At 73.0% G+C, this 15,348-nt stretch carries 12 protein-coding genes; 3 read left to right on the top strand and 9 right to left on the bottom strand.

The genetic code is table 11. From position 1 onward, the window contains the following. Positions 1–121: 121 nt before the first annotated feature. The 7 genes from QFZ71_RS22445 to QFZ71_RS22415 form a co-directional block, all read right to left on the bottom strand. Positions 122–1,186: a CopD family protein gene (locus QFZ71_RS22445; protein ID WP_307669965.1), complete on the bottom strand. Its 1,065-nt coding sequence runs from the start codon at positions 1,184–1,186 to the stop codon at positions 122–124. Between the two features lie 147 nt (positions 1,187–1,333). Beyond that, on the bottom strand, positions 1,334–1,549 hold the full coding sequence (locus tag QFZ71_RS22440) for an EF-hand domain-containing protein (protein WP_307669964.1): 216 nt from the start codon (positions 1,547–1,549) through the stop codon (positions 1,334–1,336). 39 nt (positions 1,550–1,588) lie between these two features. Continuing rightward, positions 1,589–2,500 (bottom strand): polysaccharide deacetylase family protein, encoded by a 912-nt coding sequence (locus QFZ71_RS22435; RefSeq protein WP_307669963.1) that lies wholly within the window; start codon positions 2,498–2,500, stop codon positions 1,589–1,591. Between the two features lie 490 nt (positions 2,501–2,990). Further along, the gene (locus QFZ71_RS22430) at positions 2,991–3,506 is read right to left on the bottom strand and encodes an ATP-binding protein (protein ID WP_307669962.1); all 516 of its coding nucleotides are present in this window, start codon (positions 3,504–3,506) and stop codon (positions 2,991–2,993) included. Positions 3,507–3,781: 275 nt separating this feature from the next. After that, complete coding sequence (locus QFZ71_RS22425; RefSeq protein WP_307669961.1) at positions 3,782–4,552, bottom strand: enoyl-CoA hydratase/isomerase family protein; 771 nt, start codon at positions 4,550–4,552, stop codon at positions 3,782–3,784. Between the two features lie 91 nt (positions 4,553–4,643). Then, on the bottom strand, positions 4,644–5,888 hold the full coding sequence (locus QFZ71_RS22420) for an Ig-like domain-containing protein (RefSeq protein WP_307669960.1): 1,245 nt from the start codon (positions 5,886–5,888) through the stop codon (positions 4,644–4,646). Positions 5,889–6,119: 231 nt separating this feature from the next. Then, positions 6,120–7,361, bottom strand: coding sequence for an Ig-like domain-containing protein (locus QFZ71_RS22415; protein ID WP_307669959.1), 1,242 nt, complete (start codon positions 7,359–7,361; stop codon positions 6,120–6,122). Positions 7,362–7,516: 155 nt separating this feature from the next. Here QFZ71_RS22415 and glgX point away from each other — a divergent pair, with 155 nt between their 5' ends. After that, positions 7,517–9,892 carry a glycogen debranching protein GlgX gene (glgX, locus tag QFZ71_RS22410; protein WP_307669958.1) on the top strand — a complete coding sequence of 792 codons (2,376 nt, stop codon included), beginning with the start codon at positions 7,517–7,519 and terminating at the stop codon, positions 9,890–9,892. Here the strand turns inward: glgX and QFZ71_RS22405 are convergent. Next, positions 9,868–10,521, bottom strand: coding sequence for a response regulator transcription factor (locus tag QFZ71_RS22405; RefSeq protein WP_307669957.1), 654 nt, complete (start codon positions 10,519–10,521; stop codon positions 9,868–9,870). The genes glgX and QFZ71_RS22405 overlap by 25 nt on opposite strands. 293 nt (positions 10,522–10,814) lie before the next feature. On the opposite strand from QFZ71_RS22405, the gene QFZ71_RS22400 reads away from it, so the two are divergent. Together QFZ71_RS22400 and QFZ71_RS22395 are read left to right on the top strand one after the other, a co-directional pair. After that, positions 10,815–12,740, top strand: a complete 1,926-nt coding sequence (locus tag QFZ71_RS22400; protein ID WP_307669956.1) for an ABC transporter ATP-binding protein — start codon at positions 10,815–10,817, stop codon at positions 12,738–12,740. After that, positions 12,737–14,635 carry an ABC transporter ATP-binding protein gene (locus QFZ71_RS22395; protein WP_307669955.1) on the top strand — a complete coding sequence of 633 codons (1,899 nt, stop codon included), beginning with the start codon at positions 12,737–12,739 and terminating at the stop codon, positions 14,633–14,635. The genes QFZ71_RS22400 and QFZ71_RS22395 overlap by 4 nt, the downstream gene beginning before the upstream one ends. A gap of 99 nt (positions 14,636–14,734) precedes the next feature. Here the strand turns inward: QFZ71_RS22395 and QFZ71_RS22390 are convergent, their stop codons facing one another. Beyond that, complete coding sequence (locus QFZ71_RS22390; protein WP_307671549.1) at positions 14,735–15,235, bottom strand: GNAT family N-acetyltransferase; 501 nt, start codon at positions 15,233–15,235, stop codon at positions 14,735–14,737. Positions 15,236–15,348: the final 113 nt, after the last annotated feature.

Below are 15,348 nucleotides of genomic sequence, written 5' to 3'. Positions count from 1 at the left end.
ACCGGGGAGGCGGAACCCCACCGGTGACGGTCTTCGGGCCGGGGGCTCCGTCCCTGGTCCTGGCCCCGCGCGACGACGAGTTGCGCGGCTGGAAGCCGTACCGGGGCGGTACCTGAGGGCTTCAGGGCCGCAGCGAGATCCAGTGCGGGTCCGGGACCACGGTGAGGATCGCCGAGACCACCACGACCAGTCCCAGCACCCCCTGTTCCCGGCGGGCCAGCCGGTGCGCGGTGGACGGGTCGGTGTCCTGGAGCATCCGCCGCCGGGCCGCCACCGCCAGCACGCTGACCACGGCCATGAGTGTCAGCTTGACCAGCAGGGTGCGCCCGTAGGCGGAGGTGAACACCACGTCCAGCGGCAGGCGGCGCAGTGTCGAGGCCGTGCCGGTGGCGGCGAGGGCGACGTACAGCCAGATCGCCAGGCGCGCGTACCTGCCGAGCAGCGCGCGGGCCGCGACGGGCGAGCCGCGCCAGAGCCACATCGTGCGCAGGACGTACAGCAGCCCGCCGGTCCAGAGCGAGGCGGCGGTCAGGTGGACGACGGTGAGGGCGGCGCCGATCTCGGGGCTGTACGCCTCCGGGTGGGCGCGCAGGGCCTCCGCGCCGATGACGAGGGCGAGCGGGGCGAGCGCGAGGGCCGGGCGCCTGCTCGCGGCGCAGAGGGCGGCGAGGACCAGGCCGTTGGCGACGAGGAGGAGCAGTCCGCCTTCGCGGGTGCCGTAGGTCTCGGAGATGCCGAGGCCGCTGACGGCGGCGAGAAGGACGATCTGCCCGGCCGCGGCGGCGGCCCCGGCGAGCGAGGCGATCACCGCCCGGCTCCGGACGGCGGTGCGCGGGCGGCCCCGCACCGGCCGGATGAGCTGCGGGGCGAGGAGTTCGCCCAGGTGGAGGGCGAGAGCGGCGAACAGGACGGCGCGGAGCACGGTGGTGGGCCCCGCTCCGGGTATCCGCAGTTCGCCGGTTCCCCTGGCCGCGATGCCGGGGCCGAGCAGGGCCACGAGGAGCGCGAGGCCGCCCGCGGCGCAGACCAGCAGCGGACCGGCCCAGGGGCGTGCGGCCGGCGGCCCGGACGGTCCCGCGGGTGTCCCGCCCGCCGGGGGCGCTTCGTCCACGGGTCCCGGTGCGGCGGCCGGGAACAGGCCGGGCCCGGTCGGCGCGGTCGGTTCGGAGGGGGGTCCGGAGAACATCACGGCCCGATCCTCGCCCGAGGACAAAGACACAGCAAGCCGCGCACGGCGGACGGTCCGGCCGGAGACGCCCGGAAGGGGGCGCCTCCGGGCGTACCCGGCGTCACCTGTGCGGACCGTGGCCCGCGCGGGCTGTCGCCCGCCGGATCAGGCCTTGTTCTGCGCGGCCCAGAACTCGTCGAAGGTGAGCAGGCCGTCGCCGTTGCCGTCATGGGCGTTGATGATCGCCTGCGCCACCGTCTCGGTGACGAAGGGGTCGCCCAGCTGGGCCATGGCGCTCTTGTACTCGCCTGCCGTGATGAGCCCGTCGCCGTTCGCGTCGAACTTCTCGAAAACCGTCCGCGCCGACTCGATGTCCGCCACAGTTCCGCCCCTTCGTGATGCCGAATGTCAGGGACCAGATTATCGGGCCGCCCGCGCGGCACCGGCGGCCGGTCGGTCCATCAGCTCCGTGGCCGTCACGGCGTGCAGCCCGCGCCGGCCGATCTCGGCGAGGAGCAGCGGCAGCGCGGCGACGGTGACGGGGCGTCCGAGGCTCAGCTCCACCACCGATCCGTTGCGCAACTCCCCGGCGACCTTGCGGGTCACGGCGGCGACGCGGGTGGCCGCGTGGTCGAGCGATTCCACGTCGCAGCCGAGGACATGGGGGTAGCCGGCCCGCCGCGCGAGCCGCTCGACGAGCGGGGAGGCGTACGGGGTGGGCGAGGGGCGGAACCAGGCGCCGACGGAGCCGGTGAGCCGTCGCAGCCGCCGGGCGCAGGCGGCGATCTCCTCGTACGCGGCGCGCTCGTCGAGGGCGGCGAGGTCGAGGTGGTGCTCGGTGTGGTTGCCGAGCTCGTGGCCGCCGTCGAGGATGCGGCGGGCCAGGCCGGGATGCCGGGCGAGCCAGGTCCCCACGGCGAGCACGGTGACGCGCGCCCCGGCCCGTTCGCACCGGGCGAGCGCGGCGAGGGCGAGGTCCGGGTCGCCCCGCCCGTCGAAGGTGAGGGCGACCCGCGGCCGGTCGCGGGGACCGTGCGTGATCCGTACGGGCAGTCCGGGGAAGCGGCGCGGAGCGGGGGCCGGGGCCCCGCCGAAGGTGGGTGCCGAGCGGCCGGAGGGCCGGGGGTCCGGGGCGGCGGAGGTTCGGGGGTCCGGGCGGCCGGGGGCTCGGAGGTCCGGGCGGCCGGAAGCCGTGGGAGCGGCCGCGTCCGGGCCGGCGGCTCCGCCCGGTCCCCCGCCACGGGCGCATCCCGCGACGAGGGCCGCGGCCAGCGCACCGGCCCCGGCGCCGAGCGCGCCGCGGCGGCCCACCGAGCCCCTGTAACCGTCCATGCCCGACCACCTCGCACTCTGCGGCTGCCACCGGTTTCCCTCGATTCCGGGGACACAGTAGAGGCGGAACGGGCGAAATGCGGCGATTGAGCAGTTCATCGAATGATCTATGAATCATTCAAGGTGTGCCATAGTGATGCATGAAATGCCAGGCACGTGACGGAGCACACCTACGATTCACACGGGCAATGCCCGATTGGCCCTGGAATATACCGACAAGTCGCTTTGGCACCGAGGTCGCCCGTCTGCCATAGTCGGAGCCACGACCTCCATTGACCCGGGCAAGGTCGCCAAGAGCGGCCGTGAACACACCCCCCATTTCACGGCCCCCGTCAGAAGCCCCCGCAGCGCCCCACCACGGCCGACCGGGGGCTTCTGCGTATCCGGCGAGCGGCAGCGGGCACCCGAGCCGGCGGACCGGCCGACGGCAGCGCAAGCCCGGCGGACCCGCGGACGGCCGCAGGCGTGCGGCGGACCGACGAAGCGGCGGTCAGCGGTCGGCGATGCGCATCTCGAACCAGGTGGTCTTGCCGCGTGGCAGCAGGTCCACGCCCCACCGGTCGGAGAGCTTGTCGACCAGGAAGAGGCCCCGGCCGCTGACGTCCATCTCGCGCACCGGCATCAGACACGGCAGTCCGCGCGAGGGATCACGCACCTCGACGCGGATCCAGCCGCGGCGGCGCACCATACGCAGCCCGAAGACGCGGGCCCCGGTGTGACGCACGGCGTTACCGACCAGCTCCGAGACGAGGAGCACCGCGTACTCGGCGGTCTGCGGCGACAGGGCCCACTGGCGGAGCACGACACAGGAGGTGAGCCGGCGAGCCGTCGCCGCCGACTCCGGACGCGACGGCAGCCGGACCTCCTCCTCGGTCGGATCTCCGAACAACTCGAGCGCCTTGAGCCCCTGTTCGTCATCCATGGTCGACGTCCACCGCGCCGCGGTCGCGCTGCTGCGCGGTCGCGGCTGCTCCACACCCTCCAGGCCCGCCATGCCCACCATCATGGCCGCACGTTTCGCCCTCCGGGGTGGTTCCGCGGGAATCCACACCCCTCGAACAGGCCCTCCGAGGAGGGCATTTGGCATATGCCTCCGGCAGAACATCATCCCGAACGGCCCGGCTGAGCTGCGGCGATGCGCCGCTCCCCGCGGCCCGTGCGGCCGGAGGCGACTCCGGGCCTTAAGGTTGCCTTAAGGCCCGGATAAACCGCTCTGACGGATGAACTCCCCGCGCGAGACCGTCCGACCCGACTAACCGGGGCACCCGTTCCGACTACGGATCAGCGGAAGGTCGCCTTGCCCGGCCCCTCCTCGACGAAGCTGCGCATGCCCCGCTCACGGTCCTCGGTGGCGAACAGGCCGGAGAACCAGTTCCGTTCGATCGTGAGCCCGGTGTCGATGTCCGTCTCCAGTCCGGCGTCGATCGACTCCTTGGCCGCGCGCAGCGCCAGCGCGGGCCCCTTGGCCAGCCGGGCGGCCCAGGCGTACGCCTGCTCGTAGACCTCGGCCGCCGGGACCACCCGGTCGACCAGGCCGAGCGCCAGGGCCTCCTCCGCCTTGACCATGCGGCCGGTGAAGATGAGGTCCTTGGCGCGGGAGGGGCCGATCAGCCGGGCCAGCCGCTGCGTGCCGCCCGCGCCCGGGATCAGCCCGAGGAGGATCTCCGGCTGGCCGAGCTTGGCGTTGTCGGCGGCGATCCGGAAGTCGGCGCAGAGCGTCAGTTCGCAGCCGCCGCCGAGCGCGTAGCCGGTGACGGCGGCGACGACCGGCTTCGGGATGCGGGCGACGGCGGTGAAGGCGTCCTGGAGGTCCTTGGACCGGAGCACCATCGCGGTGTGGTCCATCGCCTGCATCTCCTTGATGTCCGCGCCCGCCGCGAACACCTTCTCGCCGCCGTAGAGGATCACGGCCCGCACGTCCTCGCGCCGGGTCGCCTCCTCGGCCAGCTCCCGCAGCCGGTCCTGCACCGCCACGTCCAGGGCGTTCATGGGCGGCCGGTCGAGCCGGATGGTGCCGACGCCGTCGTCGCTCACTTCGAGAGTCACAGTCATACGAAGAGGTTAACCACCGCTAACGACGGCGGGCCCGGTGCCGTTGGTCACAGCACCGGGCCCGCCGGGGTCGCTCAGGAGGGGAAGAGGTCTACTTCTTCCACTCCTCCCAGTCCATGTTCCAGCCGTTGAGGCCGTTGTCCGGCTGGATCTGCTTGTCCTCGGAGTTCTTCACGATGACCACGTCGCCGATCAGCGACTTGTTGTAGAACCAGGCCGCCGGCGTCTGGTCGTCGTAACCGCCGCGCACGTCGCGCAGACCGACGCAGCCGTGGCTGGTGTTGGTGGTGCCGAAGATCGAGGACGCGCCCCAGTAGTTGCCGTGCAGGAAGGTGCCCGAGGTCGAGAGCCGCATGGCGTGCGGGACGTCCTTGATGTCGTACTCGCCGCCGAAGCCGACGGTGTCGCCGTTCATGCGGGTCACCTTGAGCTTCTCGCTGATGACCATCTGACCGTTGTACGTGGTCGTCGCCGGGGCGCCGGCGGAGATCGGGATGTCCTTGATCTGCTTGCCGTCGCGGACCACCTTCATCCGCTTGGTGCTCGCGTCCACGGTGGAGACCTGGCTGCGGCCGATGGTGAACTTCACCGTCTTGGCCTGCTTGCCGTAGACGCCCGGCCGGCCTTCGACGCCGTCGAGGTTGAGCTCGACGGTCACCTTGGTGCCCGGCGCCCAGTACTTCTCCGGGCGGAAGTCGAGGCGGTCGTTGCCGAACCAGTGGCCCTCGACCTCGACGGCCGGCTCGGCCGTCACCTTGATCGCGCGCTCCACCGCGTCCGGGTCGGTGATGCCCCGCGTGAAGTTGATGGAGACCGGCATGCCGACGCCGACGGTGGAACCGTCCTCGGGCGTGTACTGCCCGATGAAGGTGTTCGCCGGGACGAGCGTGGTGAAGGTGATGTCCTTCGCCGACTCACGGCCCTCGGAGTCCTTGGCGACCGCGTGGACCGAGTACTTGGTGGCGGAGGCGAGGTGCCGCTCGGGCGTCCAGCTCGCGCCGTCGGCCGAGATCTCGCCCTTGACCTCGTTGCCCTTGGGGTCCGCGACCTTCACCGTGGTCAGCTTGCCCTGCTCGGCACCGATCTTCAGGGCGCCGCTGGTCGCCACGGACTCCGCCCCGTCCTTGGGCGCGATGGTCACCACCGCCTGCGAGGCGGTCGTGTCCTTCCCCTTCGCACCGCCCGCGGCGCCCTTCCCGTCCTTCGCGTCGGCACTGCCGCCGCACGCCGTCACCAGCAACAGCATCGCTCCCAGGACCAGGGCCAGAAGTCCCGTCCCGCCGCGCCGCTTCCCGCTCGCCCCGGCCGATGCCCCCGATATCGGCTGCCCGTTCACTGTGGTCGTCTCCCCTCGCACGGCCCGGCTCCCGCCATGGCCTGCACCCCCGCGCGCTACACCTGCACGCCCATCGCAAGATAATCACATGACAAGCGGGGTGAACTCCCCCCGGAATGTCACCGTTCCGTCCCAACCGGTCCGGCGGTTCCACGGGGAGCTGTGCAGGTGGCGCGGGGTGCCGGGGGCGGGTTCCTCCCCACGGGGCGGGACGTGGCGCGGAGGACCGCCTCAGCGCAGGGCGGAGCCCGCCTTCCACTTCTTCCAGCCCATGTTCCAGCCGCTGAGTCCGTTGTCCGGGGCGACCGTCCGGTCCGGGGAGTTGACCACCTCGACCACGTCGCCGATCAGGGTCCGGTCGAAGAACCAGCCGCCGGGCGAGGAGGCGTCCCCGCCCTTGGCGTCGCGCAGCCCGATGCAGCCGTGGCTGACGTTCTCCTCGCCGAAGACGGACTCGTCGGCCCAGTAGTTGCCGTGCAGGAAGGTTCCGGACTCGGTGAGCCGGATCGCGTGCGGCACGTCCTTGATGTCGTACTCGCCCTTCCCCTCCTTGTCCGTGAAGCCGACGGTCGCCCCGTTCATCCGGGTCACCTCGTGCATCTCGGTGACCACCATCCGGCCGTTGTACGTGGTGGTCTTCGGGGCCCCGGCGGTGATCGGGACCGTCTCGACGAGTTCGCCGTCCCGGCGCACCTCCATCGTCTTGGCCTCCGCGTCGACCCGTGAGATCTGGTGGCGGCCGACCGTGAAGACGACGGTCTTGTCCTGGCTGCCGTAGACGCCCTCGGCGCCCTCGACGTCCCGCAGGCCGACGTCGACGGTGACCTCGGTTCCGGGCTTCCAGTACGTCCTGGGCCGGAAGTCGAGCCGGTCCTTCCCGAACCAGTGGCCGGCGACCTCGACCACCGGATCGGACGTCACCCGGATGGCCTTCTCCACCGCCGCCCGGTCCTCGATCGGACGGTTGAAGGAGAAGGAGACGATCATGCCGGTGCCCACGGTGGAGCGGTTCTCGGGTTTGAAGTAGCCGATGAAGCGGTGCTCGGGGACGAGCGTGGTGAAGGTGGAGTGCCGGGCGGAGCGGCGTCCCCGGCCGTCCACGGCGACCGCGTCGATGCTGTACTTCGCGGCGAGGGCGAGCCGGCCCGCCTCCGGCTCCGATGCCCAGGAGCGCCCGTCGCCGGAGACGCGCCCCGCCACCGTCTGCTGCTGCGCGTCCTCGATCCGCCTGACCTCGACGCTCTCCAGCCGCCCGTCCGGGACCTTCACGGCGATCCGGGTCTCCTCGTCGACATCCTTCGCGCCGTTCTCCGGGAAGACGCTGATCGCGTCGCCGGGGGATCTCGCCTTGCCGTTGAGCAGGGCCTCACGGGTGTCGGTGCAGCCGGTCAGGAGGGCCAGCACGGTCAGCAGTCCTGCCCATGTCAGCACGGCGGCCGAGCCGGGCCGTGCGCTCTTCACTGTGTCGTTCACGCTCCCCCAACGACCAGGGCCGGTCGGGGGAAACGTGAGTGCGGGGCCACTGGTGGGCAGAACAGGGGGGAGGACTACTGCGACGGGGGGACGCGCGGCCGGGACGCCGCGCCCCCTCTCCGGTGCCCGTCCTACGAGCCGCGGGAGGCTACACGGTGTCGAGCGCAGCCGAGCAGAAGGCAGTACAGGACCCCGACCGGAAGGCGGAGGCGGCGGCCTCGGGAGCGGCGGACGCCCGGCCGGTGGCGGCCCACGAAGCGGTGGCCGCCGTCCGCGCGGAAATCGTGGAGGTCCACCGTACGGAGCGGGCCGGGGCCCGGCGCGCCGCGAGCGGGTCGCCCGCCGTGTGGCCCGGCGCCCCGATGCCGCTGGGGGCCCGCTTCCGGGTCGGCCCGGACGGGGTGGCCGGGACCAATTTCGCGCTGTGGGCGGGCGGTGCCGAGGCGGTGGAGGTGTGCCTCTTCGACGAGCGGGGCGTCGAGACGCGGTGCCCGCTGACCGAGCTGACCCACGAGATCTGGCACGGCTTCGTCCCCGGTGTGCGGCCGGGACAGCGCTACGGCTACCGGGTGCACGGCCGCTGGGACCCGTGGACGGGGGCCCGCTGGAACGCGGCGAAGCTGCTCCTCGACCCGTACGCCCGTGCGGTCGACGGGACCTTCACGCTGCCGCCGGAGGTCTACGGGCACGTCCGGGACTGGCCGGACCAGCAGGTCGCCGACACCGTGCGCGACGACCGGGACTCGGCCCCGCACGTCCCCAAGGGGGTGGTCGTCCACGATGACGACGACTGGGTGGAGGACCGCCGCCCCAAGACCCCCTGGGCCGACTCCGTCATCTACGAGCTGCACGTACGCGGCTTCACCCGGCTCCACCCGGACATCCCGCCCGAGCTGCGCGGCACCTACGCGGGCCTCGCGCACCCGGCCGCGATCGAGCACCTGACCCGGCTCGGGGTGACGGCGGTTGAGCTGCTGCCGGTCCACCAGTTCGCGCACGAGGACCATCTGCTGCGGCGCGGGCTGCGCAACTACTGGGGCTACAACTCCATCGGCTACTTCGCGCCGCACGCCGACTACTCGGCCTCCGGCACCGCCGGCCAGCAGGTCGGGGAGTTCAAGCGGATGGTGCGCGCGCTGCACGACGCCGGGATCGAGGTCATCCTCGACGTCGTCTACAACCACACCGCCGAGGCGGGCGAGCGGGGCCCGATGCTCTCGCTGCGCGGCATCGACAACCGGGGCTACTACCGCCTCCAGCCCGATCCGCGCCGCTACGCCGACTACACCGGCTGCGGCAACACCCTGCACGTCGTGCAGCCCCAGGTGCTGCGGCTCATCACCGACTCCCTGCGCTACTGGGTCACCGAGATGGGCGTCGACGGCTTCCGCTTCGACCTGGCGGCGGCGCTGGCCCGCTCGATGCACGACGTGGACATGCTCTCCCCGTTCCTCGCGGTGATCGCCCAGGACCCGGTGCTGCGCCGGGTCAAACTCATCGCGGAGCCGTGGGACGTCGGCAGCGGCGGCTACCAGGTGGGGGCCTTCCCACCGCTGTGGACCGAGTGGAACGACCACTACCGGGACGCCGTACGGGACTTCTGGCGCGGGGCGCTCCCCGACGTACGGGATCTCGGCTACCGGCTGACCGGCTCCAGCGACCTGTACGCCTGGGGCGGCCGCCGCCCGTACGCCTCGGTCAACTTCGTCACCGCGCACGACGGCTTCACGCTGCGCGACCTGGTCAGCTACGAGCACAAGCACAACGAGGCCAACGGGGAGGGCAACCGCGACGGGACGCACGACAACCGGGCCTGGAACTGCGGTGCGGAGGGCGAGAGCGACGACCCGGCCGTCAACGCGCTGCGCCGCCGCCAGCTCCGCAACCTGCTGACCACCCTGCTGCTCTCCACGGGGGTGCCGATGCTGGTGGCGGGCGACGAGATGGGCCGTACCCAGGGCGGCAACAACAACGCCTACTGCCAGGACAACGCGACCGGCTGGCTCGACTGGTCGCTGCTGGAACAGCCGGAGTGGCGGGAGCTGACCGCGCTGACGGCACGGGTGCTGACGCTGCGCCGGACCCATCCGGTGCTGCGGCGGCGCGCGTTCTTCTCCGGGCGGGCGCAGGCCCCGGACGGGCTGCGGGACCTGGCGTGGTTCACACGGGACGGCCGGGAGATGACGGAGGCCGACTGGTACGCCCCGGCCGCCACGCTCGGCCTCTACCTCTCGGGCCGGGACATTCCGGGGCGGGACGCGCGAGGCGAGCCGGTGACCGACGACAGCTTCCTGGCGGTCCTGCACGCGGGTGCGGAGCCGACGGTCCTCACCCTGCCGGGAACGCCGTGGGCGAGCGCCTACGAACTGGTCCTGGACACCTCGCGGGAGGAGCAGGCCGAGGCCCCCGGCACGGTGGTGGACGGCGGTACGGAACTGCCGGTGCCGGCCCGCTCGGTGCTGCTGCTGCGGGTGGTGGAGCAGCCGGCGGCGGGCGGGGCCGGACGTCAGCCGAGGATGCCGCGGTCGTAGCCGACGGCGACGGCCGCGGCCCGGTCCTTGGCGCCCAGTTTGGCGAAGACGTGGGTGAGGTGGGTCTTCACGGTGGCCTCGCTGATGAACAGTTCGGCGGCGATCTCCCGGTTGGTGGTGCCCCGCGCCACCAGGATCAGCACCTCGCGCTCACGGGCCGACAGCATGGTCCCTGCGGGATCGGCGGCGGGGGCGCGGACCCGCGTCATCAGCCGGGAGGCGACGGCGGGCGACAGGACGCTGTGCCCGTCGGCGGCGGCCCGGACGGCGGCGAACAGCTCCTCGCGCGGCGCGTCCTTCAGCAGGTAGCCGGTCGCGCCCGCCTCGACCGCGGGGAGGGTGTCGGAGTCGGTGTCGTACGTGGTCAGCACCAGGACCTTCGAGCGGGCGCCGCGCCGGGTCAGCTCCGCGATGGCCGCCACTCCCCCGCCGCCGGGCATGCGCAGGTCCATCAGGACGACGTCGGGGTCGAGCCGCTCGACGACGGCGAGCGCGTCCACGCCGTTCGCCGCCTCGCCGAGGACCTCGAATCCGGGGGCTGCGGTGAACATCCCGCGCAGCCCGTCCCGGACGACCGGGTGGTCGTCGACGACGACGAGGCTGACGGTGCGGGCGGCGGTCTCGCTCATGACGGCACCGTACGGCGGACCGGGGGTGTCTGGCCAGGCGCCGCCCGCCGGGGTGTTCCGGTGCCGCTCGCGGGAGTTCATCGGGAGCCGGGCGGGGGACGAGCGGGGGGCGTCCGGGGCGGCGGTGTCGGCGGCGGCGAGGCGGAGGTGCCTTCGGTGGCGGGCGGGCCGGAGGTGTCTTCGGTGGCGGCGAGGTGCCGTCGGTGGCGGCCGGGGGGGGCGGGGTGCGGGGTGCGGGGTGCGGCCGAAATTGGCAGGACCGATGTCAGTGGTGAAACGTAAGGTCGGCCCTGATGCCCGAAAAGCCTGCAGAGCGCACGGACCGGTCCGCCGTGCGCTCCCTCCTGCGCCTGTGGCCCTATGTCCGACCCGTGCGGGTGCGCCTGTTCACCGCCGCTTTCGTGGCGATCCTGGCGTCCTGTCTGAGCCTGGTGATACCGCTGGTCCTGAAGTGGATGGTGGACGGCCCCGTCGCCGACCGTGATCCGGACGGGGTGTGGCTGGGGGCGCTGTACCTGCTGCTCCTCGGCATCGCGGAGGCCCTGCTGTTCGGGTTCCGGCGGTGGCTGGTGGCGCGTCCGCTGGCCGGGGTCGAGGCGTCGATGCGGGCGGACCTCTACCGCCATCTGCAACGGCTGCCGGTCGCGTTCCACGACCGCTGGGCCTCGGGCCAGCTGCTCTCGCGCGGGACGACGGATCTGATGCTCCTGCGGATGTTCCTGGCGTTCCCGCTCACCTTCCTGGTCGTCAACACGGCCACGATCCTCGTCGGGTTCGTCCTCCTGTTCGCCCAGGACTGGACGCTCGGCCTGGTGCTGCTGGCTCCTGCCGTGCCGCTGATGATCCTGTGCTCGCTGTTCGAGACGAAGTACTCGGTCGTCGCGCGGCGGGCCCAGGACCAGGTCGGCGACCTGACCACGGTCGTCGAGGAGAGCGTGCTCGGCATCCGCATCGTCAAGGGCTTCGGCCGACACCGCAGCCAGGCGCGGGCGTTCCGGGCGCTGTCGCACCGGTTGCGCACCACGGAGCTGGGGAAGGCCCGGCTGCTCGCCGGGATCTGGGGGTTGATCACCTCGATCCCGGAGCTGGCGATCGGCGCCGCGCTGGTGCTCGGCACGATCCAGGTGGCGGACGGCTCGCTGTCGGCGGGCACGCTGGTGGCGTTCCTCTCCACGGCGCTCGCGCTGCGCTGGCCCGTGGAGTCGATCGGCTTCCTGCTGGCGATGAGCCAGGAGTCCGCGACCGCCACCGACCGGTACTTCGAGGTGATGGACGTGGCGGAGGAGCCGGGGGCCGTGACGGGGCGCGAGGGCGCGCCGGCCACGGCCGCCGGGATGGTGTTCGAGGGCGTCGAGTTCCGCTACCCGGACGCCGGCCCGGTCTCTCCGCCGGTCCTGGCCGGGATCGATCTGCACATCCGGCCCGGCGAGACCGTGGCCCTCGTCGGGGGTACGGGGTCGGGCAAGACGACGCTGACCGCCCTGGTGCCCCGGCTGCACGAGGTGACCGGCGGGCGGATCACGCTGGACGGCGAGGACATCGCCACGATGGAACGGTCACGGCTGCGGGAGCTGGTGTCGGTGGCGTTCGAGGAGCCGACGCTGTTCTCCGCGACGGTCGGTGCGAACGTGATGATGGGCGCGGCCGACGCGGACGAGCGGCAGGTGCGCCGGGCGCTGTCGGTGGCTCAGGCCGACTTCGTGCACGACCTGCCGCAGGGCCTGGACACCGAGGTCGGCGAGCAGGGGCTGAGCCTCTCCGGCGGCCAGCGCCAGCGCCTGGCTCTGGCGCGCGCGGTGGTCGGTGAGCCGCGCTTCCTGGTGCTGGACGACCCGCTGTCCGCGCTGGACGTGCACACGGAGGCGCTGGTGGAGGCCGCGCTGCGGCAGGTCCTGGAGCGGACGACGGCGCTGGTCGTGGCGCACCGCCCCTCCACGGTGATGCTGGCGGACCGGGTGGCGCTGCTGTCCGGCGGCCGGATCGCCGCGGTCGGCACCCACCAGGAGCTGCTGCGGGACAACGCTGAGTACGCCTGGCTGATGTCGGGCGCGGGGGACGGCGGCCCGGAGCACGGGGAACGGATGCGCGCGGACGCCGGGCCCACCGGCCGCCGGCCGGAAGACGCCGAAGGCGCACGATCCACCGGCCGGCGGCCGGACGACGAGGACGAGCGGGGCGCCGTAGGGCAGGTTCCCGCCGAGGAGGGCAGCGCCCGATGACCACGACCACCGACGACGCCTCGCTCCCGGCCGCCGACGACGACCGCCTGCGGAAGGACGACCGCCTGCGGAAGGGGAAGCCCGCGCCCGGACCGCAGCCCTCCGGCGACCCGTTCGACCGGGACGAGCTGCCCGCCCCGCCCGGGGCCACCCTGGCGCTGCTGTTCTCGCTGCTGGCCCCGATGCGCGGCCGGGTCGCGGTGACGGCTCTGCTCCTGCTGGTGCAGCAGGCCGCCATGCAGGCGGGCCCGCTGCTGGTGGCGTACGCGATCGACCGGGGGGTTCCGGCGTTCCGGGACCACGACTACGGGCCGCTCATCGCGGTCGCGGTCGGCTACGCGCTGTGTTCCGTGGGCGCGGGGGCCCTCCAGTACGCCTTCATCCGGGCCGCCGCCCGGATCAACCAGGACGTGCTGCTCGACCTGCGCGGCCGGATCTTCCGGCACGCGCAGGCGCTGAGCATCGACTTCCACGAGCGCTACACCTCGGGCCGGCTGATCTCGCGCTCCACGACGGACGTGGAGTCGCTGCGGGAGCTGCTGAACGAGGGGCTCCAGGAACTGATCGGCGTGGTCCTCTCGTTCGTGTCGATCGCCCTGGTGCTGCTCTGGCTGGACCTCGGCATCGGCGCGATCGCCACGCTCTCGTTCGTACCGCTGTACCTGATGGTCCGCCTGTACCGGCGGCGGGCGTCCGTCGCGTTCGCGGCGCGGTCCACGGCGATCGCGGCGGTGATCGTGAAGTTCGCGGAGACGATGAACGGCATTCGCCCGGTCCAGGCGTTCCGCCGGGAGCGGAGCAACGACGCCGCCTTCACCGTGCTCAACACCCGCCACGAGCGGGCGAACGGCGACGCCATACTGGAGATGGCCCGCTACGTCACCGGCTCCCGGCTGATCGCCAACACGGCGGTGGCCGGCATGGTGCTGTGGGGCGCCTGGCGGGTGGCGGACGGCACGCTGGCGCTCGGGGTGCTGGCGGCGGCGGTGCTCTACATCCGGCGGCTGTACGACCCGATCGACCGGCTCGGGATGTTCCTCAACTCCTACGAGTCGGCGGCGGCCTCGCTGGCGAAGATCGCCGGCCTGCTGGCCCAGACTCCGAACGTCCCGGAGACCGACAGCCCCGGGAAGCTGCCCCCGCGCTCCGGCGATCTGCCGGGCCGGGAGGTCGTCTTCGACGGGGTGCGGTTCGCCTACCGTACGGGCGGCGAGGTGCTGCCCGCCTTCGACCTGCGCATCCCGGCGGGCCGTACGGTGGCGGTCGTCGGCTCGACGGGCGCGGGCAAGTCCACGCTGGCCAAGCTGCTGGCCCGGTTCTACGACCCGACCGAGGGCCGGGTGCTGCTGGACGGCACGGACCTGCGCGACCTGGACACGGCGGAGCTGCGCCGGGGCGTGGTGATGGTGACGCAGGAGGCGTTCCTGTTCTCCGGGACGGTCGCGGAGAACATCGCGATCGGCCGCCCGGACGCCACCCGCGAGGAGATCGAGGAGGCCGCGAAGGCGATCGGCGCGCACGACTTCATCGCGGCGCTGCCGGAGGGCTACGACACCGACGTACGGAAGCGGGGCGGCCGGATCTCGGCGGGCCAGCGCCAGTTGGTGGCCTTCGCCCGTGCCCTGCTGGCGAACCCGGCGGTGCTGATCCTGGACGAGGCGACCAGCTCGCTGGACATCCCCGGCGAGCGGGCGGTGCAGCGGGCGATGGACACGGTGCTGCACGGCCGCACAGCGGTGGTGATCGCCCACCGGCTCTCCACGGTGGAGATCGCGGACCGGGTGCTGGTGATGGAACACGGCCGGATCGTGGAGGACGGCACGCCCGCCGAACTGATCGCCGGGACGGGCCGGTTCGCGGGGCTGCACCGGACGTGGAGGGAGAGCCTGAGCTGAGGGGCGGACGTGCGGGTTCCGCTTCGTGGTGGGGTCTCTACCCGGCACCGGCCCGTCGCCGCAGCCGTCGTGCGAGGGGCCGGCCCCGTGCCGGGCCCGTCAGACCCCGAAGGGCGCCGGGTAGTGGATGGTTCCCCGTGGAGCGGGAGCGGTGGGATCCAGGGCGAGGACCATCATGGCCTCGTCGGGCACCTCGAAGGCGGGGCGGATGCCGTGCCCCGAGGCCGGGGTGAACCCGAAGCGCGGGTAGTAGCCGGGGTGTCCGAGGCAGGTGACGAGGTTCTCGCCCCGCGAGCGGGCGGCGTCGAGGGCGGCGCGGATCGCGGCGGCTCCGGCTCCCGTCCCCTGGTGGGCGGGGAGCACCGCGCACGGGCCCAGCACGAGGGCGGGGCTGTCGTCGATGTGACAGCGGGTCAGCAGCGCGAAGCCCGCGACGGTGCCGTCCGGGGTCTGCGCGACCAGTGAGAGGCCGTCGATCCAGGCGGGGTCGGTGCGCAGGGCCTCGACCAGGTCGGCTTCCAGCGGGGTCGGGAACGCGGCGAGGTTGACCGCGCGGATCGCCGCGATGTCGGCGGCGGTCTCGGGGCGGGTGGTCCAGATGACGGTAGTGCCTCCTCACGCGAGGAACGGTCGGTTCCGCAGCATACGACGTCGCTACGGCGCGGCAGCAGGGCCACCCGTTGTCGACCGGAGCCGGGGCGCAGAGGCACCCG

The sequence above is a fragment of the Streptomyces sp. V2I9 genome, assembly GCF_030817475.1.
Classification (GTDB): Bacteria; Actinomycetota; Actinomycetes; order Streptomycetales; family Streptomycetaceae; genus Streptomyces.
This window is presented reverse-complemented; position numbering and strand designations above follow the sequence as displayed.